Source organism: Nonomuraea roseola (assembly GCF_039535395.1).
Taxonomy (GTDB): Bacteria; Actinomycetota; Actinomycetes; order Streptosporangiales; family Streptosporangiaceae; genus Nonomuraea; species Nonomuraea roseola.
This window is the reverse complement of record NZ_BAAAXC010000015.1, coordinates 4,876,797-4,903,343: the sequence shown is the minus strand read 5'-3', so window position 1 is coordinate 4,903,343 and position 26,547 is coordinate 4,876,797. Positions and strand designations below refer to the sequence as shown.

The following is a 26,547-nucleotide window of genomic DNA, read 5'->3' as shown; positions in this document are numbered from 1 at the left end:
GCTCGCGCGAGCCGTACGGCGGTGAAGGTGATCGTCAGCCCGCCAGGGCCGCGTTGGCCTCTTCGAGCAGCTTGGTGGCGGCCTCGTCGGGGCTCTGCTGGCCCGAGGTCACGGCCTCTGAGTAGCGCTTCAGGATGTCCTCCATCTTCGAGCCGCCCTTGGGCGGCACGATCACAGGGGACAGCTCGCTCTTGACCGAGTCGAGGAAGGTCAGCGTCTGCTGGTCGGCGGGGGGCAGCTTGCTCTTGATCGCCTCGAGGACCTTCGAGTTGATCGGCAGTCCGCGGTCGCTCAGCAGGAGGCCGCCCGCCTCGGGGTCGTTGATCAGGAAGTCGATGAACTTGTGCGCCTCGGCCTGGTGCTCGCTCTTGCTGGAGGCGGTCCAGTGCATGGCGGGCTGCAGGAACATGCCGGCGTTCGTCGCGTCGGGCAGCTTCGGCAGGCGCAGCAGGGTCAGCTCCTGCCCCGACGACTTGGCCATCGCGCCGAGCTGGTTGCTCCACCACATGCCGAAGGCGCCCTTGTTGGTGGCGATCAGCGACTGCTCCTGGCCCGCCGCGGCGATCTCACCCATCTTCGCCGCGTCGGGCGACCCCTTGGTCTCGATGAGCTTGGTGAAGGTCGCCCACCACGCCTTGAGCGTGTCGGGCGTGATGCCGATCTTGCCGTTGTCGTAGAACTTCTCGCCGCGCTGCGCGGCGAAAATGGTCAGGTAGGCGGGGTTGAAGTTGTACTCGGCGCCGTAGACCGAGCCGTCTCCCCCCGCGGTGATCTTCTGGGAGAGGCTGACGAACTCGTCCCACGTCCAGGTCTTGTCGTCGGGGAGCTTCTGGCCCGCCTTCTCGATGGTCGCCTTGTTGGCCAGCATCGAGAAGACGTTGACGCCGGTCGGAATGGCGTACTGCTTGCCGTCGACGCTGCCCGAGGCCAGCACCTGAGAGTCGAGGTCGGCGGTGTTGACCTTGCCGGTGAGATCGGCGAGTGCGCCGCGGCCCGCGTACTCGGCCAGGCCGCGGATCTCGATGGTCATCACGTCGGGGGCGTCGTTGGCGGCCACCTTGGTGGCCAGCGACTCGTAGTAGCTGGGCCAGTCCGAGAACTCCCCGACCACGTCGATGGTCGGGTTCTTCTTCTCGAACGCGGCGATGACCTGCTCGGTGAGCTTCTGCCTGGAGTCGCTGCCCCAGTAGGAGAAGCGCAGCTTGACCTTGTCGTCGCCTGAGGCGTCGCCGCCGCTGCCGCCTCCGCCGCAGGCCGCCAGTGCCATCGCGGCCGCCGCGAGCAGAGCCGTGGTCTTGAGAGAGCGCATCTCTCCGTCCTTCCTCTTGATCGTTCGCAGGGGGTGAAGAGGACTACTTGAGACCCGTGGTGGCCACACCACGGATCAGGTACTTCTGGCCGGCCAGGAAGAAGCCGAAGATCGGGCCGAGCGCGATGATCGACATGGCGAACATCGGCCCCCATGACGACTCGCCGCTGGAGTCCAGGAAGGTGCGCAGCGCCACGGGAACGGTGAAGTTGTCGGGGTTGTTGAGATAGAGCAGCTGGCTCAGGAAGTCGTTCCACGTCCAGATGAAGGTGAAGATCGCCGTGGTGGCGAGCGCCGGGGTGCAGAGCGGCAGGATGACGCGGAAGAATGTGCGCCAGTAGCCGGCTCCGTCGATCGAGGCCGCCTCGTCGAGCTCGCGCGGCAGCGTCCTGATGAACTGGACCATCAGGAAGATGAAGAACGAGTCGTGGGCCAGGAATTTCGGCAGGATCAGCGGCCACACCGTGTTGATCATGTCGAGCTTGGAGAACATGATGTACTGCGGGACGATCACCACGTGCAGGGGCAGCATGATCGAGCCCAGCATGATCGCGAACCAGAACTTCTTCATCGGGAAGTTCAGCCTGGCGAAGGCGTAGGCGGCCATCGAGCACGCCGCCAGGTTGCCGACGATCGACAGCCCGGTGACGACGGCGGAGTTCCACATGTAGTAGCCGAACGGGTGGGCCAGCGCCGTCCAGCCCTCGGTGAAGTTCTCGAGGGTGATCTCGCTCGGGATCAGTCCGGGCTCCCTGAAGATCAGCTCCTCAGGCTTGAGCGCGCTGGAGATCATCCACAGCAGCGGGTAGAGCATGATCAGGCCGAAGCCGATGAGCAGCAGGTGCTTGGCACCCCTGGTGACGCGGCGCCGGTAGAGGACCGGCAGCCGCCTACTTGCTGTCGCCATAGAAGACCCAATACTTGGACGCGAGGAAGTTGACCCCGGTCAGACCGGCGATGATGAGGACGAGCACCCAGGCCAGCGCCGCGGCGTAGCCCATCTCGTACTCCTTGAACCCGTTGACGTAGAGGTAGAGCGTGTAGAAGAGCGTCGAGTCGTTGGGACCGCCCGAGCCGTTGCTCACGATGAACGACTGCGTGAACGACTGGAACGACTTGATCACCTCGAGCACGAGATTGAAGAAGATGATCGGCGTCAGCAGCGGCAGGGTGATCGTCTTGAACTGCCTGAGCGTGGTCGCGCCGTCCACGGCCGCGGCCTCGTAGTAGCTGCGCGGGATCTGCCGCAGACCGGCCAGGAAGATGACCATCGGGGCGCCGAACGTCCAGACGTGCAGGAGGATCAGCGTGCCCAGCGCGGTGTCGGGGTTGTTGACGTAGCTGGTGCCCTGGATGCCGAAGAGGCCGAGCACCGAGTTCACCAGACCGTCGGCGCCGAAGATCTTCCGCCAGAGGATCGCGATCGCGACGCTGCCGCCCAGCAGCGAGGGCAGGTAGTAGATCGAGCGGTAGAACGACAGGCCCCGCAGTCCGCGGTCCAGCAGCAGCGCCAGCCCGAGGGCGAAGCCGAGCTGGAGGGGCACCGAGACGACCACGTAGATCGTGGTCACCTTCAGCGACGTCCAGAACCTGGGGTCCTGCTCGAACATCGTCGTGTAGTTGTCCAGCCCGACCCATTTCGCCTCGTCGAGGAGGCTGTAGTCGGTGAAGGACAGGTAGAGCGACGCGGCGATGGGACCGATGGTGATCAGGAACAGGCCCACGAACCACGGCGCCAGGAAGACGTAGGCCGTCAGCGCCTCGCGACGGGAGCGGTTGACGGCGGTGCGCCTGCGCCTGCCCTTGGGAGCGTGGGGCTCGGTCGCGACCGCGGACTTCAACGACAGCGAATCAACCACGGCGGGGCCCCTGCATGGATCGAGCCCGGACATTTCTTGACTCAGTCGTCATCACGGGACCTCCCGATGTGACGTGAATGGATGGCGCTTTCCTATAGCGCCGAGGAAAGTTACGTCAACCCTTTGCAGGCGTTACACGGCTGTTACCGATATATCGCTAAGATAATCAGCGCAGGTCAGAGCGTTTCCATCAGATGTCGACCGTCCAACAATCTTGAAAATATGACCCACTTGCTACAAGCGGTTGCAGTGGCAGCAGCACGAAGGGAACCGTGACGCGAGAGTCGGGCGCGTCACGGTTCCCGAGGTCGAGCGGGGCTACCTCACCAGGTGAAGCGGTAGGTCGTGGTCGAGCGGTGCTCCTCCCCCGGCCTCAGCACCGCGGAGGGGAAGTCGGGGCGGTTGGGCGCGTCGGGGAAGCGCTGCGTCTCGAGGCAGAGACCCGCGAACCTGTCGTACGGCGTGGCGACGCCGTCCAGCATGTGGCCGGTGTAGAACTGCACGCCAGGCTCGGTGGTCGTCACCTCCATCGCCCTGCCGCTGACCGGCTCCTCCACGCGCACCACGCCTCCTGGCCGCAGGACGTAGCAGTGGTCGTAGCAGCCGTCCAGCCTGTCGCCGACGCGCGTCGGGACAGTGAAGTCGTACGGCGTGCCCTCCACGGGCGCGGGAGGGCCGGGAAGGGGGATCTTGCCCTCGTCGACGTCGAGGTAGTGGTCGGCCTCGATCGTGACGATGTGGCCGCGCACGTCCGCGGGGCGCCCGAGGGTGAAGTAGGAGTGGTTGGTCAGGTTGAGCACCGTGGGCGCGTCCGTGGTCGCGTGGTAGTCGATGCGCAGCTCGTCCTCGTCGGTGAGCGTGTAGGTGACCGAGGTGGTGAGCGTGCCCGGGTAGCCCTCCTCGCCGTCCTTGCTGACGTAGGTCAGCCTGACGGCCCGCTCGCCGTCAGGGTCGGCGTGCCAGATCCGCTTGTCGAAGCCGCGCTCCCCGCCGTGGAGGCTGTGGCCGTTGTTGTTGAGCGGCAGCTGGTACGTGACACCGTCGAGGGTGAAGCGGCCGTTGGCGATGCGGTTGCCGTACCTGCCGACCACTGCGCCGAAGTAGCGGCTGCGCTCGAGGTAGTCGGCCACGGTGGGCAGGCCGAGGACGACGTCGCCGCCGTCGGGCAGCTCGATCGACTGGACGATCGCGCCGAGAGTCAGGACCGCCGCGCGCATCCTGCCGTTCGACAGGACGTGCCGGTCCACGGTGTCGCCCGCGGGCGTGGTCCCAAATATCACGATGAACTCACTCTCTGAGTCGATTCTCTGATCAGCAGGCCGGTCTCCAGCCTGACGGTGGTGCGCGGAGGCGCCCCGGCGTCGGGGCCCGCGATGGTGGCGAGCAACAGGTCGACGGCCATGCGGCCCGCGGCGGCGGTGGGCATCGTGATCGTGGTCAGCTTCGGTCTGCTCAGCCTGCCGGGCAGGCTGTCGTCCACGCCGATGACACTCACGTCACCGGGGACGTCCACACCGCGCTCCCTCAACCCCTCGATCAGGCCCAGCGCGACCAGGTCGTTGTAGCAGAGCACCGCCGTCACGCCCGAGGCCGCCACCGCCTGGGCCGCGGCCAGGCCGCCGTGCTCGGTCGGCTCGTTCGGCCCGATCACCGTCAGTTCCACGCCCAGCTCGGCGGTCCTGGCGGTGGTCGCCTGGCGCATCTCGCCGCTGGTCCACGATCCCGCCGGCCCCGTCAGCAGCGCCATCCTGCGATGACCCAACCCCGCCACATGCTCCACCGCCACCCCAGCACCCTGCCCCACATCCATCAACACCGTCGTCAAACCCTTCAACCGACGATTCACCACCACAAAAGGCACCTGCGCCCGCAACCGCTCGATCACCCGATTCGACAACCGCGGACTACACAACAACACCCCATCCACCTGCTTGCACAACGTCTCGATCAACTCCTGCTCCAACAACGGATCCTCATCCGTGTCCGCCACGAACACGTGATAATCCCGCTCCCGCGCCTGAGCCTGAGCAGCCTTGATCAACGGCGGAAAAAACGGATTCGCAATATCCGCCACAATCAACCCCAAATTATGCGTCCGCCCCGTCGTCAACGCCCGCGCCGCACGATTAGGCCGATACCCCAACCCCTCAGCCACCGCCAACACCCGCGTACGCGTCTCCGCATTCACCAGATGCGGAGCCGAGAACGTCCGCGACACCGTCGAGACATGCACCCCCGACGCCCGCGCCACATCCCTGATCGTCACCGCCATGACGCCTCCAGCCCTCCGCCGCACCCTAACGCAAGCGGTTGCACCCTCACCAGGGCAGATACCCCCGATCCTGCGACCGGTTGCGGCCGTGCGCAGACTGGGGAGGCGTTGAAGGACGCAGGTCAAGCGGGCTGTGCCAAATTGCGCTCTTGACGTTTCCGGCTGGCACCGACAGTGTTTCATGCAACTGGTTGCAGTCCTGAGCGCGCTCGGGACTGCCAGAAGGGAAAGACAACCCGTGAGCAGAACTCTTGTCACCGGGAGCGCGGGGCGCCTCGGGCGCAGCGTCGTGTCCGCGTTGGCCGCCGCAGGCCACGAGGTGATCGGCGTGGACAGGGCGCAGGGCACCCCCGCCGACGCCGCCGCCGAGCTACCCGCCGACCTGACGGATCTGGGCGAGGCGTACGAGGTGATCGCGCGCTTCCGTCCGGACGCCGTCGTCCACCTGGCCGCGATCGCCACCCCGTTCAGCCGGAGCGACGTGGTGACCTTCCGCACCAACACGCAACTGGCCTTCAACGTGTGCGACGCCGCGGTGGCCCTCGGCGTGGGCAAGGTGATCGTGGCCAGCAGCCCGACCGTCATCGGGTACGGCTCGCCGAACGGCTGGGCGCCCGACTACCTGCCCATCGACGAGGCCCATCCGGCCAGGCCGTGGAACACCTACAGCCTCTCCAAGCTGGTGGCCGAGGAGACCATGCGCTCCTTCGCCCGCACCGCCGCCACGCGCCTGGCCGCCGTCAGGCCCTGTTTCGTGATCGCCCCCGAGGAGTGGGAGGGCGCCCCCACCCAGTCGGGCCACACCGTGGCCGAGCGGCTGGACAGGCCCGACATCGCGGGGGTCTCGCTGTTCAACTACATCGACGCGCGGGACGCGGCCGACCTGGTGATCACCCTCCTCGACCGACTGCCCGACCTGCCCAACGGCGAGGTGTTCTTCGCCGGCGCCGCGGACGCCCTCGCCCGCGAGCCGCTGGCCGAGCTGCTGCCGAAGGTCATCCCCTCCACGGCGGAGTTCGCCTCCGCTCTCACCGGCTGCGCCCCCGCCTTCTCCTCCGCCAAGGCCGAACGACTCCTCGGCTGGCAGGCCAAGCGCAGCTGGCGCACCGAACTTACTCAAGGGAGCATCTGACATGGATCTCAGCGGCGTCCTGTTCTTCCCCGTGACGCCTTTCGACACCCAAGGCGCGCTGGCGGAGGACGTGCTCGCCGAGCACATCGGCAAGGGGCTGGCCAACGACCCCGGCGCGGTCTTCGTGGCCTGCGGCACGGGAGAGTTCTCCGCCCTGTCGCAGGGCGAGCACGCCCGTGCCGTAGCGGTGGCGACCGACACCGTGCAGGGCAGGGTGCCGGTGCTGGCGGGGGCGGGCGGGCCGCTCGGCGCGGCGCTGGAGCAGGCGCGCGCCGCGCGCGCGGCCGGCGCGGACGGACTGCTCCTCATGCCGCCCTACCTGGCGCAGGGCACGGGAGCGGGATTCACGGCCTACGTGCGCGCGGTGGCCGCCGAGCTGCCGGTGATCATCTACCAGCGCGGGCCGGTGGTGCTCGACCCCGACACGGTGGTGGAGCTGGCCCGCGTTCCCGGCGTGATCGGGCTCAAGGACGGCCTGGGCGACGTCGACAGGCTGCAGCGCACCGTGCTGGCGATGCGGAGGGAGATCGGCCCCGGCTTCACCTTCTTCAACGGCCTGCCGACCGCCGAGCTGACCATGCCCGCCTACCGCGCTCTCGGCATCGAGCTCTACTCCTCGGCGGTGTTCGCCTTCGCCCCCGAGATCGCCGTCGCCTACTTCAACGGCCACGACCGGCTGCTGGAGGAGTTCTACGCGCCGTTGGTCGAGCTGCGCAGCAGGGTTCCCGGCTACGCGGTCTCCCTGGTCAAGGCGGGGCTTCGGCTGCGGGGCCTGGACGTCGGCCCGGTCAGGGCGCCGCTGACCGACCTCACCCCCGAGCACGTGCGCGAGCTCGACGAGCTGATCGGCACCGGCCTCAGGCTGGTATCGGCATGATCGCCGACCTGAGGACCACGCTCAGGTCGGTGCCGCTGCGCCGTCCGTGGGGCGAGGACGTGCGGCACAACCATGTGATCGTCTGCGAGATCACGCTGGCCGACGGGCGGAGGGGCACCGGGTTCTCCTGGACGCCGCAGATCGGCGCGCACGCCGTGCAGGCCCTGCTCGACCATGACGTCCGCGAGGCGCTGATCGGCCTGCCCGCCCACCCCGAGCTGGTCTGGGACCGGCTGTGGCGGCACCTGAGAGAGGCGGGGGCAGGAGGGATCACCACGATCGCTCTGGCGGGGATCGACCTGGCGCTCTGGGACCTGCGCTGCGGGCAGGACTCTCTCGTGGACGTGCTCGGACCGCGCCGCGAGAGCGTTCCCGTGTACGGCAGCGGCGTCAACCTGCACTACACGCTCGACGAGCTGGCCGGGCAGGCCAAGCGCTGGGCGGCGGCGGGCCTGCCCGCCGTCAAGGTCAAGGTGGGCAGGCCCGACCTGGCGGAGGACGTCGAGCGGGTCGCGACGGTGCGCGAGATCGTCGGTCCCGGCACGCTCCTGATGATCGACGCCAACCAGCGCTGGGACCTGCACAGGGCCAGGCGCGCGATCGCCGCGCTCGAGCCGTACGACCTGCACTGGATCGAGGAGCCGCTGCAGGCCGACGACCTCGCCGCCCACGTGGAGCTGCGCCGCCGCATCGACGTCCCCGTGGCGGTGGGCGAGAACGTCTACACCACCTACGGCTTCCGCGACCTGCTGACCGCGGGCGCGTGCGACGTGGTCCAGCCCAACGTGGTCAGGGTCGGCGGGATCACCCCGTTCCTGCGGATCGCGGAGCTGGCCCGCACCTTCGGCGTCCCCGTCTATCCGCACCTGCTCACTGAGCTGTCGGGGCAGTTGGCCCTCACGCTGCACCATCCCGCGATGGTGGAGCTGGTCGAGGACGCGTCGCTGGCCGACCTCGGCCTGCTCGCCGAGCCGTACCCCGTGGTGATCGAGGGCGCCGCGCTGCGGTCGGCAGGGCGCCCCGGGCTGGGGCTGACATGGGCGGCGTGACGAGGGTCGTGCTCGCGGGCGCGTACGGCCACGGCCGCTCGCACCTGGACAACCTGCGCAGGCTCACGGCGCGCGGCCTGGTCGAGCTGGCGGGGATCTGCGACGTGCGTCCCGTGGAGGCCGCCACGCTGCACGGTCTGGGCGCTCCCGTGCAGGCGGGCCCCGGCGACCTCGCCGCGCTGGTCAAGGGCACGGGCGCCGAGATCACGATCCTGTGCACGCCCATCAACACCCATGCGGACCTCGCCGTCACCGCCCTCCGGGCCGGCTCGCACGTCCTGCTGGAGAAGCCTCCCGCCGCCTCGCTCGCCGATTTCGAGCGGATCGTCTCGGCCCAGAGGGAGAGCGGGCTCGGCTGCCAGGTCGGCTTCCAGAGCCTCGGCTCCTCGGCCGTGCCCGCGCTGCGCGAGCTCATCGCCTCCGGCGAGCTCGGCGACATCCACGGCATCGGGGTGGCGGGCGCGTGGGAGCGGCCCTCCGACTACTTCACCCGCTCGCCGTGGTCCGGCCGTCGCCGCCTGAACGGCCAGGACGTGGTGGACGGCGCGCTCACCAACCCCTTCGCCCACGCGACCGCCACCGCGCTGGCGGTCGCAGGGGCCGAGGAGCTCGGCTCCGTCGCCTCGGTGGAGCTCGAGCTCTTCCACGCCAACCCGATCGAGGCGGACGACACCTCAGCCGCCAGGATCAGGCTGGCCGACGGCCGGATGATCACGGTGGCGGTGACGCTGTGCGCCACGGGGCGCACCGAGCCCTACCTGATCGTGCACGGCACCGGCGGCACGGCGCGGCTCGTCTACACCACCGACGAGCTCAACGGCGCCGTCCACCCGCGCGCGGACCTGCTGGAGAACCTGGTCGAACACGTCACGACCGGCGCCGAGCTCCTGGCTCCGCTGGCCAGGACGGGGGCGTTCATGGAGTTCCTCGAGGCGGTGCGGCTCGCGCCCGACCCGTTGCCGATCGCGGAGGAGCACCAGAGGATCCATCCCGGCCGCCGCGAGGTCGAAGGCGTCAGGGAGCTGACCGACCTGAGCGCCGAGCGGCTGGCCCTGTTCTCCGAGCTGGGCGCGCCGTGGGCGGGCAGCCGGGAGCTGCGGGCCGGCACGACCCCCGTGGCCTCGTACGTCTGGAGGCCCGCACTGCCCTTCACCGACTCCCCCAGGCCCTACCTGCATCCGGTGCGGACGCTCGGGGGCGTGGAGGTGAGCGAGTTCCGCCCCGCCGACCACGTCCACCACCTCGGTGTCAGCCTGGCCGTCGCGGACGTCGGCGGGGTGAACTTCTGGGGCGGCAGGACCTTCGTCGAGGGCAGCGGGCCCACCTGGCTCGACGACCACGGCCACCAGCGGCACGACGTCTTCGAGGAGCTCGAGCAGGGGTTCAGGGAGGCGCTGACCTGGCTCGGGCCCGACGGCGCGGCCGTCGCGCGCGAGCAGAGAACCGTGCTGGCGCGCCCCCAGGGACAGGCGTGGGCTCTGGACTTCTCCTTCACGCTCGCGGTGGCCGAGCCGTTGGAGATCAAAAGCTCGGCGTGCAAGGGACGGCCGGGCGCGGGATACGGCGGGTTCTTCTGGCGGGCGCCCGCGGCCTCCACGCGCCTGGAGGTGTTCACCGCCGAGGCCGAGGGCGAGAGCGACGTCCACGGAAGCGTGACGCGGTGGCTGGCCATGGCGTCCGACGCGTGGAGCCTGGTCTTCGTTCAGTGCGGCCCTCCCGACCCGTGGTTCGTCAGGGTGTCGGAGTATCCGGGCGTGGGCCCCGCGCTGGCTTGGGAGCGACCTCTTGAGGTCGCGCACACGCTGAGCAGGCGCGTGGTCACCGTCGTGGCGGACGGCCGGCTCGACAGGGCGGCCGCCGCAGAGCTGGCGGCCGGGGTCGCGTGAGCGGCTGACCCTCCTCCTTCTCCCCCGTTTCTCCCCCGTGCGGCCCGCGACGCTAGGGCCGTACGGGCTCACCGACCTCTCAAGGAGCACCGTGCGCCGCACCCTCACTCTGATCACCGCACTCGCCTGCGCGCTGGCCGTGGCGCCACCCGCGCACGCCGTCCCGCCGCTGCCCGATCCGGACCGCCCCATCGGCTGGGGCGAGCGCGCCACCGGCGGCGCGGGCGGCCCTGTCCACGTCGTCACCACCCGCAAGGAGCTCAAGGACGCCCTGGCCACCGGCGGGCCCAAGACGATCCACGTACGCGGGACGATCTACGGCAACCAGACCGACGACGGCGTCCTGCTCGGCGAGCAGGACTACGCGCCGGGCTACGACCTCGGCAAGTACCTGGCCTGCTTCGTCGGCGGCAAGGTGTGGAGCGACCAGGCCCACGCGTGGTGCGGCCAGATGCGCAGGCTCAGGCAGACCGGCTCGAACAACCAGAAGCGGCAGATCCAGCTCACCGTGCCGAGCGACACCACGCTGCTCGGCATCGGCGCCGACGCCCGCCTCGAGGGCGTCTTCCTCTCGGTCAACACCGGCTCGAACATCATCGTGCGCGGCCTCGAGTTGGAGTCGCCCATCGATCACTTCACCAGCTGGGATCCGGGTGACGGGGAGAGCGGCTCGTGGAACGCCCGCTTCAAGGCGTTCGGGATCGTCACGGGCTCGACCATCTGGATCGACCACTGCACCTTCACCGATGGGCAGCACCTCGACAGGGACGCTCCCACCGGCCCCAACGGCAAGCCGGTCAACCGCCACGACGGCCTGCTCGACATCGAGGACGGCTCCGACCTCATCACCGTCTCCTACAGCCGGTTCGTCAACCACGACAAGAACATGCTGGTCGGCTCCGGCGACGGCAGGGGCGACAGGGATCGCGGCAAGCTGCGCGTCACCTACTACGGCAACCTCTTCGACGGTGTCTCGCAGCGCTCGCCGCGCGTCCGCTACGGCGCCGTGCACGTCTTCAACAACTACTACAGGGGCTCGGTGACCGGAGAGCAGCCCCTGGTCAGCAACGAGCTCGGCGGTCCGAGTCACTACCTCGGCCTGGGCATCGAGTCCAGGGTCTACTCCGAGCACAACGCCTTCGAGTACGACGGGCCGCAGGACATCGTGGTCCAGAACTGGAACGCCCACCGCTTCTTCGACAGGCGGTCCTGGTTCAACGGCCGCCCCGTCGACGTGGTCGCCGTGGCCAGGCGCAAGTTCGAGGCGGCCAAGGCGGCCGAGCTGGCCAAGGCCGCCGCGGCGGGGAGCGCCCCGCCCGCGTGGACGGCACTGGAGTTCACCACCGACGTGGGCTGGGCCCCCGCCGAGGTCTACGCCTACCGCCCGCTGGTCAACGCCAACCTGGTCAAGCGCACAGTGCTGGAGTACGCGAGCCCCGCCGCGCTGAATCTGCCCGCGCCGGGCTGACGGCGGGTGAAGCCGAAGGGCCGGTGATCGTCGCGATCACCGGCCCCTCGCCGTCACCACCGGCCGCCTAGCTCGTTCAGGGTGAACACCCCGCCGGCCCGATCGTGCAGCGGCTCGGTCAGGTCGGGCTCACCCTGCTCGGCGAGGATCGGCCCCGCGTGCGCCTCCGAGTCGTCCAGCGACTCGTAGCCGATCGCCTTGGCCTCCTCGAGCGACCACCAGCGCCGCGTGTTGTCCGACACCCCCCACACCACGTGGTAGCCGGTCGCCGTCAGCGCCGCCTCCACCAGGCGGGCGCAGTCGTCGGGGGAGATCCAGGTGGACAGGCCCCTGGTGTCGGCCGAGCCCTCGTTGCAGGTGCCGAGCCTGACCACCGTCACGTTCATGCCGAACCGGTCGTGGTACAGGCTGCCCAGCGCCTCCATCACGACCTTGCTCACGCCGTACAGGGTGTCGGGCCTGGGGAAGGCGTAGTCGGGCAGCTCCGAGCCGTCGGCGGGGCGGGTGTGGAAGCCCGCCGCGTGATGGCTGCCCATGAGGACGACGTGGCGGACACCCTCCTGGCGCGCGGCCTCCATGAGCACGTACGTGCCGTCCATGTTGGCCCGCACGATGTCGGCCCAGGGGTGCTCCCGGCTCTGCCCGCCCAGGTGGATCACGGCGTCGACGCCCTTCATCGCGGCGGCCACGGCGTCGGCGTCGGCGAGGTCGGCGAGCACGACCTCCTCTCCGGGGCCCGCCTCCAGCGGGACCACGTCGGACAGGCGGACGATCCGTCCCTCCCTGGCGAGCCGCGGGCGGAGCAGGGTGCCGACTTTGCCGGCGGCGCCGGTGACAAGGATTCGCATGGGGACTGTTGTACACGCATATGACGTGAATTCACATCCATGGAATGTTGACGTGATCCAGGCCACTCGTTACGTTCACATGAACGCGAAACACATCCGCGAAACATGTCCACGTATGTGAACAGGAGGCGGTCTGATGCCACGTCATCTGCTCGGGGCCGCGATTGTCACGGCGCTCGCCGTCACCCTGGCCGGCTGCGGCTCCGGTGGGGGTTCGGGCGACGACGCCCTGGAGATCTGGATCCGGCAGGCTCCCGACTCCGACTCGGCCAAGACCGCCGTGAAGCTGGCCGACGCCTTCACCAAGGCCAGCGGCGTGAAGACCAAGGTCGTCGCGCTCTTCGACGACTTCGAGACCAAACTGCAGCAGCAGGCGGCGCAGAAGAACCTGCCTGACATCGTCATCAACGACACCGCGCAGCTGGGCAACATGCAGTCGCAGGGCTGGCTCCGCGCGGTCGACAAGGCCAAGCTCAAGGGCGGCGACCAGCTGGCCGACCGCGCATGGCAGGCAGCGGCGGCCGGCGACGGCAAGCACTACGCGGCGCCGTTCTCCGCCCAGGCCTTCGCCCTGATCATCAGGAAGGACTGGAGGGAGAAGGTCGGCCTGGAGCCCCCGCAGACCTGGGACGACCTCGGCAAGCTGGCCAAGGCCTTCACCGAGGACGACCCCGACGGCAACGGGCAGAAGGACACCTTCGGCTTCGTCGCCCCTGCGGGCACCAAGCGCGGCTACGCGTCCTGGTACGCCTCCTCGCTGATCTACGCCAACGGCGGCAACTTCCTCACCGACGCGGGCGGCGGCAAGTTCACCCCCGCGGTCTCCGACCCCAAGACCGTCGAGGCGGTCAAGTGGCTGCAGGACCAGTTCTGCGTCGCCAAGACCGTCAACCCCGGCGCGGTCAGCAACGACACGACCGTCACCCACGAGGTCTTCGAGAAGGGCCAGGGCGGCATCTACCTGGTCGGGCCCTACGTGCTGGCCAGGTTCGTCAAGAGCATCGGCACCGACAAGATCGAGGTCGTCAAGGTGCCCAAGGGCCCCTCCGGCGGTCCGGGCACGCTCGGCGAGGGCGAGAACGTCTACCTCATGGCCGGATCGGCCAACGAGGAGGGCCAGCAGAAGTTCGCCGAGTTCGCCGTCTCCCCAGAGGGCCAGCGGATCGGCATGAACAAGGACGCGCCGGGCGCGATCGTGCGCCTGCCCGTCCACAAGGGCGTGGACATGGCGGCCGAGCGGTCGGACGCGCGATGGAAGGTCTTCCAGGAGGCCTACGCCGACGCCGTCTACAGCTCGCCGGTGCCGAACTGGGCGCCCATCAGGCAGACCACCGCCGACGCCATCAACGCCGTGTGGGCCGACTGCGGCGCCGACGTCAAGGCGGGCATGGACGGCCTGGCCACCAAGCTGACCGCGGAACTGCAGGCGCAGAAGGCATCGTGACCACCACCCTCGAGCGGCCGTCTCAGCGGACGGAACCGCGTCGCCGCCCCGGCAGGGGGCGGTGGCGCGGCACCGCCGTCGCGTGGCTCTTCCTGGCCCCCGCGCTGATCCTCTTCCTGTACTTCAAGTTCATCCCCATGTTCGAGGGCCTGAGGATGAGCTTCTTCAAGGTCCAGCCGTTCCTCGGCGACGAGTGGGTGGGGCTGGACAACTACGCCACGATCATGTCGGACGACGCGTTCGTCAGCGCCGTCTGGCACAGCGTGCTGCTGGCCGTGGGCACGACGGTCGGCTCGCTCGTCCTCGGCCTCGCGCTCGCCCTGCTGATCGAGGGCCCCGCCCGCTACCTGTGGTTCGTCAGGACGGCCGCCTTCCTGCCCGTGGTCACGACCATGGCGGCGGTGGCCGAGGTGTGGCGGATCATGTACCACCCCGGGGACACCGGCCTGCTCAACTCCATCCTCGGCTGGGTGGCGATCGACCCCCAGCCCTTCCTGGCCAGCGAGGACACCTCGCTCTGGTCGATCATGGGGATGAGCATCTGGCGCGGCACGCCGTACGACATGATGATCTTCCTGGCGGGGCTGGTCGGGATCGACAGGACCCTGTACGAGGCGGCGGCGGTGGACGGGGCGAGCACCTGGTCCAGGCTGCGGCACATCACGCTGCCCGCGCTGCGGCCGGTCTTCTGGATCCTGTTCACGCTGGCGGCCATCAGGGGCCTTCGGGTGTTCGTCGAGGTCTACGTGCTCACCAACGGAGGGCCCAACGGCTCGTCCGAGGTGCTCATGACCCTCATCTACAAGCTCGGGTTCCAGCGGAGCGAGCTGGGCATCGCGGCGGCAGGCGGCATCGTCCTGTTCGTCGCCACGCTCGTGCTCACGGTCTCGGTCCAGCTGATGCGCAGAAGGCAGGCGTCATGAGATTCGACAGCGCGCTCGGCCTGGAGGCGAAGAAGGGCCCGCTGGCGACGACGGGGAAGGTCCTCGTCTATTCGGTGATGGTGCTGGTCTTCACGGGACCGCTGGTCGGGCTGCTGGTCAGCGCGTTCAGCAAGACGCTCGACCCGACCAGCTTCTCGCTGTGGCCCGACGAGTTCACGCTGGAGAACTTCACCCAGGCCGCCGACAAGAACGTCTACCTCTACCTGTTCAACTCCTTCGTGGTCGTCGGGTTCGGCCTGGCGCTGCAGATGATCGTGAGCGTCTTCGCCGCCTACTCGCTGGCCCGCAAGAAGTTCAGGGGCATGACGTTCGTCATGCTGATCATGCTGGCCACGATGATGCTGCCCGAGGAGATCATCGCGATCCCGCTCTCCCTGGTGCTCGCCGACATGCCGCTCATCCACGCCAACCTGATCAACAGCTACGCGGGCATGATCCTGCCGGTCGGCGCGTGGGGCTTCTCCATCCTCGTCATGACCGAGTTCATGAAGGAGGTGCCGGTCGAGCTGGAGGAGGCGGCGCGCATCGACGGCGCGGGCGAGCTGCGCACCTTCTTCACGATCATCCTGCCGCTGTGCAAGCCCGCGCTCGGCGTGATCGGCGTCTTCGGGTTCACCATGATCTGGGACCAGTACCTGCTGCCGCTGATCGTGGCCAACGAGTCGAGTCACTGGACACTCCCCATCGCGCTGCGCTCGCTGCGTTCGGACGAGGAGGTGGGCATCGGCATCCTGCTGGCCGCCTCGCTCCTGGCGCTGCTGCCCTCGGTGATCGCCTTCCTGGCCTTCCAGCGGCAGTTCATGCGGGGTCTCACCAGCGGCGCCATCAAGGGTTAGATGTCCATGTATATGGATGGCATCCATTATTCTGGCACCCATGGAGCCCTCGATGGTCAAGTCAGCGGAGCGGACAGTCCGGATCCTCGAGGCGTTGGCCGCCTCACCGGAACGCCTGACGCTGTCGGAGCTTCAGAAGCGCACCGGCTTCCCCCGCAGCAGCCTGCACGCGCTGATGCGCACGCTGGTCGAGCTGAAGTGGATCGAGGCCGACACGGGCAGTTCGGCCTACGGGATCGGGCCGCACGCGCTGCTGACGGGCACCGCCTACCTCGACAAGGACCCGGCGCTGCCGCTGGCGCACGACGCGCTGGAGGACCTGCGCGAGGAGATCGGGCACACGGTGCACTTCGCCCGCCGCGACGACGGGCACGTGCTCTACCTGGCGACGAGGGAGTCCCGCGACAGGCACGCGATCTCCAGGGTGGGCCGCAGACTGCCTGCCAGTGTCACGGCGCTCGGCCAGGCACTGCTGGCGCAGCTGACCGACGACGAGGTGGCGGCGCTGCTGCCGGATCCGCTGCCCGCGCTCACCGAGCAGTCGATCACCGACCTGACCAAGTTCACCGACGAGCTGGATCAGGTCCGCGCCCGCGGCTACGCGCTCGAGCGCGAGCAGGGCACCCCCGGCGTCGCCTGCGTGGCCGTGGCCGTGGACTACCGCATCCCCGCCACCGACGCCATCAGCTGCTCGATGCCCGCGGGGCTGCCCCAGGAAGAGATCGAGCGGATCGCCGAGGCAGTCATCAGGCATACCCGCACATTCGCTGCCACTCTGCGCCGGGAGGGCATCCGATAAATCATCATCCGGCGCATTTCTGGAGGAAAAATGCGTCTTGATGGTGTTCTCTTCTTCCCGGTGACCCCCTTCGATACCGACGGGTCCGTGAACGGCCAGGCGTTGGCCGCGCATGTCGCCAAGGGGGTCGCCGCGGGGGCCGGAGGGGTGTTCGCCGCCTGCGGCACCGGTGAGTTCAACGCCCTGAGCCTGGACGAGTACGCCACCGTGGTCGCCACCTCGGTCGCAGCCGCCTCCGGTCATGCGCCGGTCCTGTCGGGCGCGGGCGGGTCGCTCCCGTTCGCGCAGTCGTGCGCGAGGGCCGCCGCCGAGGCCGGCGCCGACGGCCTGCTGCTGATGCCGCCCTACCTGGTGACCGCCCCCGCGACGGGTCTGGTCGACTACGTACGGCAGGTCGCCGCCGTCACCGACCTGCCGATCATCGTCTACCAGCGGGGCACGGCCAGGTTCACCCCGACGGCCGCCGTCGCGCTGACCGAACTGCCCAGCGTCATCGGCTTCAAGGACGGCCTCGGTGACTTCGACCTGCTCCAGCGCATCATCCTGCGCGTACGGGAGGCGACCGATCGCGACTTCACCTTCTTCAACGGCCTGCCCACGGCCGAGCTGACGGTCCCCGCCTACAGGGGACTCGGCGTGCCCCTGTACTCCAGCGCGGTGTTCGCCTTCGCCCCCGAGATCGCGCTCGCCTTCTACAAGGCCGTGACGGGCGGGGACGAGGTGCTGGTCCAGCGGCTGCTGACCTCGTTCTACCTGCCGCTGGTCGAGCTGCGCGACCTCGTGCCCGGCTATGCGGTGTCGCTGGTGAAGGCGGGCGTACGGCTGCGCGGGCTCGACGCGGGCAGCGTGCGCGCGCCGCTGGTGGACGCGACGCCCGAGCACGTGGCCGTGTTGGAACGCATCATCGCCACGGGCCTGGAGCTGGCCGGGTAGCCGGCGATCCGGCCCGCAGGGAGAGCGGAGCCCGTGCGGGAGGGCCTGATGGCTCTCCCGCACGGGCCCCTTGGGCTGTCCCGCCGTCTCTGCCGGTCGGTTCTGCCGGTCGGATCAGCCGGTCGGATCAGCCGTCGACGCGCTGCGGGACGCCCAGCGGGTTGTCGTCGCGCAGCTCCGGCGGCAGCAGCTCCGACGGCCAGCCCTGGTAGGCCGTCGGCCGTACCCAGCGCCTGATCGCCATCGCGCCCACCGAGGTGTGCGCGGAGGCCGTGCTGGCCGGCCACGGTCCGCCGTGGTGCATCGCCCAGCACACCGCGACCCCCGTCGGCCAGCCGTTCCAGATCAGCCGGCCCGCCCTGCGCGCCAGCGCCTCGGCGACGGGGCGCGCCTCGTCGACGTCGGTGGCGTGGACGGTGGCCGTGAGCGAGCCCTCCAGGCGCTCCAGCACCGAGGGGAGCTCGGCGGCGTCTCCGTAGGTCACCACGATCGACGAGGGCCCGAAGCACTCCTCGGCGATCGCGGGCAGCCCCTCGGCGAAGGCCGCGAGGTCGATCGTGAAGACGCGCGGCGCGACGGCCCACGCCGCCTCGCCCTGCGCGCCCTCGGCCAGCAGGGTGAGCTTGGCCAGGCGCTCGACGCCGTCGAGGTAGCCCTGCCTGATCCGCTCGCTGAGCATGGCCGAACCGCTGCTGCCCGCCACCGCCGTACCCAGCGAGGCCACCAGGTCGGCGTCGTCCGGCACGAACACCAGCCCGGGGTTGGTGCAGAACTGGCCCGTGCCGAGCGTGAGGGAGGCGGCGAAGCCGGAGGCGAGCCCTTCGCGCGCCGCCGAGGGCAGCACGACGACCGGGTTCACGCTGCCCAGCTCACCGAAGAACGGGATCGGCTCAGGACGCTCGTCGATGAGCGCCTGGATCGCCTTGCCGCCGGGGATCGACCCGGTGAACCCGACCGCGACCACGTCGGGATGCTGCACCAGGCGCTTGCCTGCGGCGAGGCCGTGGACCAGGCCGAGCAGCGCGGGGTCGGGCAGCGCGGACCTGATCACGCCGGCCGACAGCTCGGAGGTCAGCGGGTGGGCCGGGTGCGCCTTGACGACGACGGGACAGCCTGCCGCCAGCGCCGACGCGGTGTCGCCGCCCGCGACGGAGAAGGCGAAGGGGAAGTTCGAGGCCGAGAAGACGCCCACGACGCCGGGCAGCGGATGGTTCATGCGGCGCACGTCCGCCTGGCGGGAGATGACCGCCTCCAGGTGGCCGCCGTCCCTGAGGACCTCGGCGAACAGCCTGAACTGGCTGGCCGCGCGGGCCACCTCGCCGCGCAGCCTGGTCTCGCCGAGCGCGGTCTCCCTGTCGGCGACCGTCCAGAGCTCCTCGACGTTGGCCTCCAGCGCGGAGGCAACCGCCTCCAGCACCTCAGGCCTGGCGGCCGCGCGCCAGGCGGGGGCGGCCGCGTGGGCCGCCTCGACGGCGGCGTCGACCTCCGCGTCGGTGCTCTCGGCGATCGCCTCGCCGAAGCTCTCGCCGGTGCGCGGGTCGTATGCGTGGATCATCGCTTCACCCCTGTGCAATATCACACTTCACTTTAGCCTGCTATTGACACTCACTGCGCCCGATTCTTACAGTTACCGACAGTCGTCCACAATTCTGGCGGTCGTTCACATATATGAACATCAGAGAGATCACTGTCACCCCCGTCGCGTTCCGCGACCCTCCCCTGCTCAATGCCGCGGGAGTCCACGAACCGTGGGCGCTGCGCACCGTCGTCGAGGTCGTCACCGACGAGGGCCTGTCCGGGCTCGGCGAGACCTACGGCGACCTGGCTCACCTGGAGAAGGTGCGCACGGCGGCGAAGGCGCTGATCGGGCTCGACGTCCACGCGCAGAACGAGATCTACTCCCGCGTCGCGGCCCTGGTCGGCGACGTGGTGTCCGACCTGCACGGCCTGACGGGCGCGGCCACCAAGGAGAAGAGCGTCGACCGGGTCTACTCCCCGTTCGAGGTGGCCTGCCTGGACATCCGCGGCAAGGCGCTCGGCCGTCCCGTCAGCGACCTGCTCGGCGGCGCGGTGCGCGAGGCCGTGCCGTACAGCGCCTATCTGTTCTACAAGTGGGCGGGGCACCCGGGCGAGGCCGACGACAGGTTCGGCGCGGCGCTCGATCCCGAAGGGATCGTGGCGCAGGCCCGCCTGCTCATCGAGGAGTACGGCTTCCGCTCCATCAAGCTCAAGGGCGGCGTCTTCGAACCCTCGCAGGAGGTCGACGCCATCCTGGCGCTGCGCGAGGCCTTCCCCTCGCACCCGCTGCGCCTGGACCCCAACGCCGTCTGGTCGGTCGAAACCTCGCTCGAGGTGGCGCGGGCGCTGGAGGGAACGCTGGAGTATCTCGAGGACCCCACGGCGGGCATCGAGGACATGGCGGCGGTCGCCGCTCAGGCGCCGATGCCGCTGGCCACGAACATGTGCGTGGTGACGTTCGAGCACCTGCCGCCCGCCATCAGGCAGGGAGCTATCGGTGTGCTGCTGTCCGACCACCACTACTGGGGCGGGCTGGAGCGCTCGGTGCAGCTGGCGCGGTTGTGCGAGACGTTCGGGATCTCGCTGTCGATGCACTCCAACTCCCACCTCGGCATCAGCCTGGCCGCCATGACCCACCTGGCCGCCGCCGTGCCGAACGTCGCCACCGCCTGCGACACCCACACCCCGTGGCAGGACGGTCAGGACGTGGTCGCACCCGGCGCGCTGCGCTTCGTGGACGGCGCGGTACCGGTGCCGAAGGGGCCGGGGCTCGGCGTCGAACTGGACCGCGACGCGCTGGCGGTGATGCACGAGCAGTACCTCACGTGCGGGTTCACGGCGCGTGACGACACCTCGTACATGCGCAGGTTCAACCCCTCCTTCACCAACACCCGGCCACGCTGGTGACTCCAGGGGATGCCGCCCCGCCGGTCGGCACCCCCTTGTAGTCACCTCCGCCGGCTCCGGAACCGGCTCCGCGGAGATCGGCCCTCCCTCACCAGAGGCGCCCACCGTCCGCCGCGGGCCGCTTGTCGAGAGCGCGCCCACACGATCCCTGGAGAATCGGCCCCCATGAACATCGCTTACGTCTACCCCTGGGACGTCGTCGGCGACCCCGCCGCGCCCGGCAGGATCGCCGCGCTCGGGGTGGACGCGGTCGCGCTGGCCGCCTCCTACCACTCCACCCGCGCCGCCACCCCCCTCCACCCCGCGCACCGCGTGCTCGACGTGCCCTACTCCGCCTTCTACCTGCCCGTACGACCGTCGGCATGGGGCAGGCTCGTCCCCCCGAACCCCACCTGGACCTCCCCCGACGCGTTCCTGCAGGCGCGCGACGCCCTGCACGCCGTCGGCCTGCCCGTCCACGCCTGGACGATCCTCACCCACAGCAGCCACCTCGGCGCCGCCCACCCCGACGTGGTGGTCCGCAACGCCTTCGGCGACGCCTACCCGTACGCTCTGTGCCCCTCCCACGAGGACGTCGCCGAGTACTGCGAGCGGCTGGTCAGGGAGATCGTCTCAGTGGGCGCGCCCGACGGGCTGATCCTGGAGGCGTGCGGGCCGATGGGGTTCGGTCACCAGAGCGTCCACGAGAAGACGGGCGGCGCGGACTGGACCTCCGTCCACTCGGCCCTGCTCTCCCTCTGCTTCTGTACGGCCTGCCTGCCCGGCTACCCCGACGCCGACGAGCTGCGCACGAGAGTCCGCACCGCCATCGACGGCCCTTCCGACACCATCGGGGCCCCGGGCACGGGAGCGGGGCGGGGGCCTGTGAATGCCGGGCCTGTGGAGGCCGGGTCGGTGGAGGAGGCGCTCAGGGAGCCGGCAGGGGCCGTGCGGGAGCGTCGGGGCAGGCTGGCGAGCTCGCTGCGCGCCAGGCTGGTCGCGGCCGCCAGGGAGCTGTCCCCCGGCCTGCCGATCAGGACGCACGCCAGCCCCGACCCGTGGGCGGCCGGCCCCTTCGCTACCCTGCCCGACGCCGACCCCTCGCTCGACGGGCTGGTGGGCATGTGCTGGGGCACCCAGGAGGAGGCCGTCTCGAACCTCACGAGGCTGTCCGCGCTCTCCTCCCCCGGCCAGCGCCTGGGGGCCTACGCGCTGTTCCTGCCGCCCAAGCCCGCCGACGAGGCCCAGCTCGCCGAGTCGTTCACCGCCTACGCGAAGGCGGGAGCCGACGAGCTGCACCTCTACCACGTCGGCCTCGCCTCACCGGCCCGCCTGGACACGCTGGCCAGGGCGTTGCGCGCCGTCCGGTCCTGAGATCCCGACGACTTTCCCGAAGGCTGCGCCCTTGAGAGTCCTTCGGGGCGGTATCGCGGCGGCGCGTCAGCGGACCTGGGAGAGATACGGCAGATGGGTGCCGTCGAAGGGCGGCACGCGGTCGGTCACCGCCTTGACCAGCCCGCGCGCCGCCGCCTCGGCCTGGGCGATCACCTCGGGCGGATACCCCAGCAGCACCTGGTGCTCGGCGAACTCGTCCTCGTCGTCGACGAAGACCCGCCCCTCCTTCGTGCGCACCACGTCGAGGTCGAGGTCGATCATCGTGACCTCCCCGTCCCGCCACTCGGGCACGGTGGTGACGTCGACGTAGACGTCGAGCTTGTGGCCCTCGTCGTTGAACAGCGCCACCCACCACGCGTCGCGCGGGAAGAGCATCACGAACGCGCGCTCCCACACCACCGGCGGCCCGTCGCCCTTGGCGCCCGTCGTGCCGGCCTCGCAGCCCACCCACACGCCGTGCGCGTCCTCGCCCAGCAGCCTGGCGGGGTGGTGCCAGTGGAGGGAACCGCCATATTTCCGGAAAATGACCTTCATGCCCCCGACCGTACAACGAGCCCGCTCTCGTACGCCGCGATCACCAGCTGGGCCCTGTCGCGGGCCTCGAGCTTGGTCAGCAGGCGGCCGATGTGCGTCTTGACCGTCGCCATGCTGAGGTGCAGGCGCTCGGTGATCTCGGTGTTCGACAGGCCGCGCGCGATCAGCGTGAGCACCTCGCGCTCCCTGTCGGTGATGCCCTCCAGCCCCCGTACGGCAGGCCGCGCGAACTCCTCGATCAGCCTGCGCGTGACCGTGGGCGCGAGCAGCGCCTCCCCCCTGGCCACGAGCCTGATCGCCGCCAGCAGGTCGGCGGGAGGGGTGTCCTTGAGCAGGAACCCCGACGCGCCCGCCCGCAGCGCCGAGTAGACGTAGGCGTCGAGGTCGAACATGGTCACGATCAGCACCCTGGCCACGCCGCCGATCCTGCGCGTGGCCTCGATGCCGTCCATCTCCGGCATCCTGACGTCCATCAGCACCACATCGGGGCGCGTGGCGCGCGCGAGCTCCACCGCCCGCGCGCCGGTGCCCGCCTCGCCGACCACGCTCAGATCGGGCTCGCTGTCGACCAGCACCCTGAAGCTGCCGCGCAGCAGCACCTGGTCGTCGGCGATGAGGACGCGGATCATGGGTAGGGCAGGGTCGCCGCCACCCTGAAGCCCCCCGACGGGCCCGGCCCCGCCGAGAACGTGCCGCCGTACATCATGACCCTCTCCCTCATCCCGATCAGCCCGTGACCTTCCACCGTGGCGGGCAACGTGCGCCGCCCCGGCCCTTCGTCGACCACCTCGACGAACGCCTGCCCGCCGTCGGCCGTCACCGTCACCCTGCAGGGGGCGGGGGCGGCGTGCTTGACGACGTTCGTGAGCGCCTCCTGCACGATCCTGTGCACCGCCAGCCGTACGCCCTCGGGCAGGTCGTCCACCCCGGTGGCCCGCAGCTCGACCGCCACCCCCGCCAGCCTGGTCCGCTCGGCCAGCTCCGCCAGCTCGGGCACGGGACGCAGGTCGGGCGGCTCGGTGCGCAGCACGCCGAGCAGATGGCGCATCTCGGTCAGCGCGTCGCGGCTGGCGCTCTCGATCACCTTCAGCGCGTCGTGCGCCTCCTCTGGCCTGCTGCGCATCACGTGGTTGGCCACGCCCGCCTTGACCGCGATGAGCCCCATGCTGTGCGCGACGACGTCGTGCAGCTCGCGGGCGATGCGCAGCCGCTCCTCGGTGACCAGCCGCTCGGCGGCGCGCGCCGCGTAGAGCCTTCTCTCGTGGACGGCCCGCCCGACCGTCCACGCCCCGCCCATGGCGGCCAGCCCGAACAGGACGTCGCCGACGCCGCGCGCCCAGCCGGCCGGCGCTCCCGCCACGGTCAGCGACACCGCCGTGACCACGGTCACGATCGCGACCGTGTTGGTGGGCACCCTGCCGGGCCGCTCCAGCGCCACGACGTAGAGCGCGTAGGTGGGCGACAGGTAGGCCATGCTCACCACGCCGGAGACGCTCGCGACCATCGACACCGCCAGGACGAAGCCGAAGACGCTCACCGGCCACAGCCTGCGCACCGCCAGCGGAGGGCCCAGGCCGAGGGCGAGGGCGAGCTTGGCCCAGACCGGCGCCTGCGCGGTGGCCGCGGAGGTCAGGCTGACCATGGCGATGGCCCATCCGGCCAGGCAGTCGAGGCCGATGAGCTGGCCTCGGGTGAGCCGCCTGGTGAAGTCCACGACCCGAACGCTATCCGGCGGCGCCGACAGTCCACGTCATACCGGGGTCCGATGTGCGGGGCGCCCGCCTTCCCCGACCGTGAGGGGGTGATCGAAGTGAAACAGCTGACCAAACGCTACGGGACGGCCCGCGCCGTGGACGACCTGTCGTTCACCGTCGAGCCGGGTCACGTCACCGGCTTCCTCGGCCCGAACGGCGCGGGCAAGTCCACCACGATGCGGCTGATCCTCGGCCTCGACACCCCGACCTCGGGCGAGGCGCTGGTGAACGGCCGCCGCTACGCGACGCTCGGCAGGCCCCTGCACGAGGTGGGCGCGCTCCTCGACGCCAACGCTCTTCATCCCACCCGCTCGGCCTACAACCACCTGCTCTGGATGGCTCGCAGCAACGGCATCGGCCCCGTGCGCGTCGCCGAGGTGCTCGAGCAGGTCGGGCTGGCCGGGGTGGCGCGCAAGAAGGCGGGCGGCTTCTCCCTCGGCATGAAGCAGCGTCTCGGCATCGCCGCCGCGCTACTGGGCGACCCCGGCGTGCTGATGTTCGACGAGCCCGTCAACGGGCTCGACCCCGACGGCGTGCGGTGGATCCGCGACCTGATGCGCTCGCTGGCCGCCGAGGGCAGGACCGTCCTGCTGTCCAGCCACCTGATGAGCGAGATGGCGCTGACCGCCGACAGGATCGTCATCGTCGGCAGGGGCCGGCTGATCGTCGAGACGTCGGTGAAGGACCTCACCGAGCGGTACGACTCCCTGGAGTCGGCCTACCTCGCCCTGACCGCAGGCAGCGTCGAGTACGGAGCGGCCCTGTGATCGCCTCGGAGTGGCTGAAGCTGCGCTCGGTCTCCTCCACCCGCTACGCGATCGGCGCCGCCGCGCTCGTGATCGTCCTGGGCGCGGTCTGGAGCTTCTACGTCGGCACGCTGGCCGACGCGCGCGGCTCCATCAGGGCCGCCGCGCCCGAGGAGGGGTTCCTGCCGCTCGTCCAGATCAGCCTGGCCCTGGTCGGCGTGCTGGCCGTCACCGCGGAGTACGGCACGGGCACCGTCCGCGCGAGCCTCACCGCCGTGCCGCGCCGCGGGGCGCTGCTGGCGGCGAAGGCGACGGTCGTGGCGGCCGCCACGACGCTGTCGGCGCTCGCCGTGATCTTCATCACCTACGCCGTCAGCCACCTCATCGCCGGTGACCGCGCGGTCGGCTACAACGCGGGCTCCTTCAGCGACGACCTGCCGCTGCTGCTCGGCTCGGTGCTGTCGGTGACCGTCCTCGCGCTGGTCGGACTGGGCCTCGGCGTGGTCACCCGCTCGACCGCCGCGGCCGTCGGCTTGGTCGTGGGGCTGCTGTTCGTCCTGCCTGGCATCGCGCCCTACCTGCCGCAGCCGTGGAACGTGAGGGTAGGCGCCTGGATGCTGCCGAACCTGGTGCCGCAGATCGCGGGCGAGCGGATCTCCACCCGGCTGGACGGCCTGCTGCCCCCTGCCGCCGCGGTCGCCGTCCTGGCCGGGTACGCGCTCGTGGCGCTGGTCGCGGCCTTCCTGGTCTTCGAGAGGAGGGACGCGTGAACGTGCTGGCCGCCGAATGGCTGAAGATCCGCTCGATCCGCTCCAGCCCTCTCATCCTGGCGATCTCCCTCGGCGCGATCCCGCTCGCGGTGGCGGTGGCCATGTCGGCGATCGCGATGTACGACAGCGCCCCCGCCTCGATGCGCGCCGGCGCCAGGGTCGCCGAACTGGAGGAGGTGGTGCTGATCGTGCCCCAGCTGGCCATGGGGATCATGGGCGTGCTCGCGATCACCTCCGAGTACGCCACCGGCCTGATCAGGACGAGCCTCGCCCTGGTACCCGGACGCTGGCCGGTGCTGGCGGCCAAGTCCGTGGTCGTGGGCGGCCTGGGCCTCGTCGTCGGGCCCGTCGTGGTGTTCGCCACGTACGCCGTCTCCTGGTGGATGCTGGAGAGCCGCTATCCCGTGGCCGGCTTCGCCGACAGGCTGCCGACACTCGTCACCTCCAGCCTCACCGTCGCGGTGTACGCGCTGCTCGGCCTGGGCCTCGGCGCGGTGCTGCGCTCGGCGGCGGGGGCCATCGCGATCCTGGTGGGGCTGGTCTACGTCATCCCGATGATCGTCGGGAACCTGCCGGAGCCGTGGAGCGAGCGGCTCGGCTCGGTGATGCTCGGCGCGCTGCCCCGCGAGATCACCGGCGAGGACCTCACGTCCTCGGTCTACGGCGCCCTGCTGTCCCCCTTCGCGGCGGCGGTGGCGCTGGTGCTGTACGCGGTGGTGCCGCTGGGCGCGGGCCTCCTCCTCATCCGGGGACGAGACGTCTGACCACGCACGCGGCCACGCCGTCCC

At 70.2% G+C, this 26,547-nt stretch carries 24 protein-coding genes and 1 pseudogene; 15 read left to right on the top strand and 10 right to left on the bottom strand.

Annotated elements, in window-relative coordinates; all coding sequences use genetic code 11:
* Positions 1–34: 34 nt before the first annotated feature.
* The 5 genes from ABFX55_RS46685 to ABFX55_RS46665 all read right to left on the bottom strand — a co-directional run bounded on the left by ABFX55_RS46685 (position 35) and on the right by ABFX55_RS46665 (position 5,440).
* Entirely contained in the window at positions 35–1,309 is a 1,275-nt protein-coding gene (locus ABFX55_RS46685; RefSeq protein WP_346130347.1) for an ABC transporter substrate-binding protein, read from the bottom strand.
* Positions 1,310–1,352: 43 nt separating this feature from the next.
* Positions 1,353–2,123: a carbohydrate ABC transporter permease gene (locus tag ABFX55_RS46680; RefSeq protein ID WP_346131463.1), complete on the bottom strand. Its 771-nt coding sequence runs from the start codon at positions 2,121–2,123 to the stop codon at positions 1,353–1,355.
* Between the two features lie 76 nt (positions 2,124–2,199).
* Positions 2,200–3,201, bottom strand: coding sequence for a carbohydrate ABC transporter permease (locus ABFX55_RS46675; protein WP_379479193.1), 1,002 nt, complete (start codon positions 3,199–3,201; stop codon positions 2,200–2,202).
* 290 nt (positions 3,202–3,491) lie between these two features.
* On the bottom strand, positions 3,492–4,448 hold the full coding sequence (locus ABFX55_RS46670) for an aldose epimerase family protein (RefSeq protein WP_346130345.1): 957 nt from the start codon (positions 4,446–4,448) through the stop codon (positions 3,492–3,494).
* Entirely contained in the window at positions 4,445–5,440 is a 996-nt protein-coding gene (locus ABFX55_RS46665; protein WP_346130343.1) for a LacI family DNA-binding transcriptional regulator, read from the bottom strand. Before ABFX55_RS46665 ends, ABFX55_RS46670 begins: the two co-directional genes overlap by 4 nt.
* Positions 5,441–5,678: 238 nt before the next feature.
* Here ABFX55_RS46665 and ABFX55_RS46660 point away from each other — a divergent pair, with 238 nt between their 5' ends.
* From ABFX55_RS46660 to ABFX55_RS46640, 5 genes are all read left to right on the top strand, one after another.
* A complete protein-coding gene (locus tag ABFX55_RS46660) occupies positions 5,679–6,572 on the top strand; it encodes an NAD-dependent epimerase/dehydratase family protein (protein ID WP_346130342.1) in 894 nt (297 codons plus the stop codon).
* Position 6,573: 1 nt separating this feature from the next.
* Positions 6,574–7,449 carry a 5-dehydro-4-deoxyglucarate dehydratase gene (locus tag ABFX55_RS46655; protein ID WP_346130340.1) on the top strand — a complete coding sequence of 292 codons (876 nt, stop codon included), beginning with the start codon at positions 6,574–6,576 and terminating at the stop codon, positions 7,447–7,449.
* Positions 7,446–8,498, top strand: a complete 1,053-nt coding sequence (locus ABFX55_RS46650; RefSeq protein WP_346130338.1) for a mandelate racemase/muconate lactonizing enzyme family protein — start codon at positions 7,446–7,448, stop codon at positions 8,496–8,498. The genes ABFX55_RS46655 and ABFX55_RS46650 overlap by 4 nt, the downstream gene beginning before the upstream one ends.
* Positions 8,486–10,384: a DUF6807 family protein gene (locus ABFX55_RS46645; protein WP_379479191.1), complete on the top strand. Its 1,899-nt coding sequence runs from the start codon at positions 8,486–8,488 to the stop codon at positions 10,382–10,384. Before ABFX55_RS46650 ends, ABFX55_RS46645 begins: the two co-directional genes overlap by 13 nt.
* Before the next feature lie 91 nt (positions 10,385–10,475).
* Positions 10,476–11,852: a pectate lyase family protein gene (locus ABFX55_RS46640; RefSeq protein WP_346130334.1), complete on the top strand. Its 1,377-nt coding sequence runs from the start codon at positions 10,476–10,478 to the stop codon at positions 11,850–11,852.
* 53 nt (positions 11,853–11,905) lie between these two features.
* Here ABFX55_RS46640 and ABFX55_RS46635 read toward each other — a convergent pair whose 3' ends face one another.
* Positions 11,906–12,700: an NAD-dependent epimerase/dehydratase family protein gene (locus ABFX55_RS46635; protein ID WP_346130332.1), complete on the bottom strand. Its 795-nt coding sequence runs from the start codon at positions 12,698–12,700 to the stop codon at positions 11,906–11,908.
* 136 nt (positions 12,701–12,836) lie between these two features.
* Here ABFX55_RS46635 and ABFX55_RS46630 point away from each other — a divergent pair, with 136 nt between their 5' ends.
* Genes ABFX55_RS46630 through ABFX55_RS46610 form a run of 5 tightly spaced genes read left to right on the top strand, consistent with a single transcriptional unit; the run spans position 12,837 to position 17,656 of the window.
* Positions 12,837–14,144, top strand: a complete 1,308-nt coding sequence (locus tag ABFX55_RS46630) for an ABC transporter substrate-binding protein (protein WP_346130330.1) — start codon at positions 12,837–12,839, stop codon at positions 14,142–14,144.
* Entirely contained in the window at positions 14,141–15,067 is a 927-nt protein-coding gene (locus tag ABFX55_RS46625; protein ID WP_346130328.1) for a carbohydrate ABC transporter permease, read from the top strand. Before ABFX55_RS46630 ends, ABFX55_RS46625 begins: the two co-directional genes overlap by 4 nt.
* The gene (locus tag ABFX55_RS46620; RefSeq protein WP_183657466.1) at positions 15,064–15,924 is read left to right on the top strand and encodes a carbohydrate ABC transporter permease; all 861 of its coding nucleotides are present in this window, start codon (positions 15,064–15,066) and stop codon (positions 15,922–15,924) included. The genes ABFX55_RS46625 and ABFX55_RS46620 overlap by 4 nt, the downstream gene beginning before the upstream one ends.
* A gap of 52 nt (positions 15,925–15,976) precedes the next feature.
* A complete protein-coding gene (locus ABFX55_RS46615; protein WP_346130326.1) occupies positions 15,977–16,723 on the top strand; it encodes an IclR family transcriptional regulator in 747 nt (248 codons plus the stop codon).
* Positions 16,724–16,753: 30 nt separating this feature from the next.
* Positions 16,754–17,656, top strand: coding sequence for a 5-dehydro-4-deoxyglucarate dehydratase (locus tag ABFX55_RS46610; protein ID WP_346130324.1), 903 nt, complete (start codon positions 16,754–16,756; stop codon positions 17,654–17,656).
* Between the two features lie 127 nt (positions 17,657–17,783).
* On the opposite strand, the gene ABFX55_RS46605 is transcribed toward ABFX55_RS46610, so the two are convergent.
* The gene (locus ABFX55_RS46605; protein ID WP_346130322.1) at positions 17,784–19,211 is read right to left on the bottom strand and encodes an aldehyde dehydrogenase (NADP(+)); all 1,428 of its coding nucleotides are present in this window, start codon (positions 19,209–19,211) and stop codon (positions 17,784–17,786) included.
* Positions 19,212–19,324: 113 nt separating this feature from the next.
* Here ABFX55_RS46605 and ABFX55_RS46600 point away from each other — a divergent pair, with 113 nt between their 5' ends.
* Both ABFX55_RS46600 and ABFX55_RS46595 read left to right on the top strand, forming a co-directional pair.
* Positions 19,325–20,581, top strand: coding sequence for a glucarate dehydratase family protein (locus ABFX55_RS46600; protein ID WP_346130320.1), 1,257 nt, complete (start codon positions 19,325–19,327; stop codon positions 20,579–20,581).
* A gap of 165 nt (positions 20,582–20,746) precedes the next feature.
* A complete protein-coding gene (locus tag ABFX55_RS46595; RefSeq protein WP_346130319.1) occupies positions 20,747–21,934 on the top strand; it encodes a hypothetical protein in 1,188 nt (395 codons plus the stop codon).
* A gap of 66 nt (positions 21,935–22,000) precedes the next feature.
* On the opposite strand, the gene ABFX55_RS46590 is transcribed toward ABFX55_RS46595, so the two are convergent.
* From ABFX55_RS46590 to ABFX55_RS46580, 3 genes are read right to left on the bottom strand one after another with little or no spacing between them, the layout of a single operon-like run.
* Positions 22,001–22,489 carry a DUF402 domain-containing protein gene (locus ABFX55_RS46590; RefSeq protein ID WP_346130317.1) on the bottom strand — a complete coding sequence of 163 codons (489 nt, stop codon included), beginning with the start codon at positions 22,487–22,489 and terminating at the stop codon, positions 22,001–22,003.
* A complete protein-coding gene (locus ABFX55_RS46585) occupies positions 22,486–23,118 on the bottom strand; it encodes a response regulator (protein WP_346130315.1) in 633 nt (210 codons plus the stop codon). The genes ABFX55_RS46590 and ABFX55_RS46585 overlap by 4 nt, the downstream gene beginning before the upstream one ends.
* A complete protein-coding gene (locus ABFX55_RS46580) occupies positions 23,115–24,203 on the bottom strand; it encodes a sensor histidine kinase (RefSeq protein WP_346130313.1) in 1,089 nt (362 codons plus the stop codon). The genes ABFX55_RS46585 and ABFX55_RS46580 overlap by 4 nt, the downstream gene beginning before the upstream one ends.
* Positions 24,204–24,290: 87 nt before the next feature.
* Between ABFX55_RS46580 and ABFX55_RS46575 the strand changes: the two are divergent.
* The 3 genes and pseudogenes from ABFX55_RS46575 to ABFX55_RS46565 form a co-directional block, all read left to right on the top strand.
* Positions 24,291–24,932: pseudogene (locus tag ABFX55_RS46575) on the top strand (ABC transporter ATP-binding protein); the annotation flags it as partial.
* Between the two features lie 74 nt (positions 24,933–25,006).
* Positions 25,007–25,759 (top strand): ABC transporter permease, encoded by a 753-nt coding sequence (locus ABFX55_RS46570; RefSeq protein ID WP_346130312.1) that lies wholly within the window; start codon positions 25,007–25,009, stop codon positions 25,757–25,759.
* On the top strand, positions 25,756–26,523 hold the full coding sequence (locus ABFX55_RS46565; RefSeq protein ID WP_346130311.1) for an ABC transporter permease subunit: 768 nt from the start codon (positions 25,756–25,758) through the stop codon (positions 26,521–26,523). Before ABFX55_RS46570 ends, ABFX55_RS46565 begins: the two co-directional genes overlap by 4 nt.
* Positions 26,524–26,547: the final 24 nt, after the last annotated feature.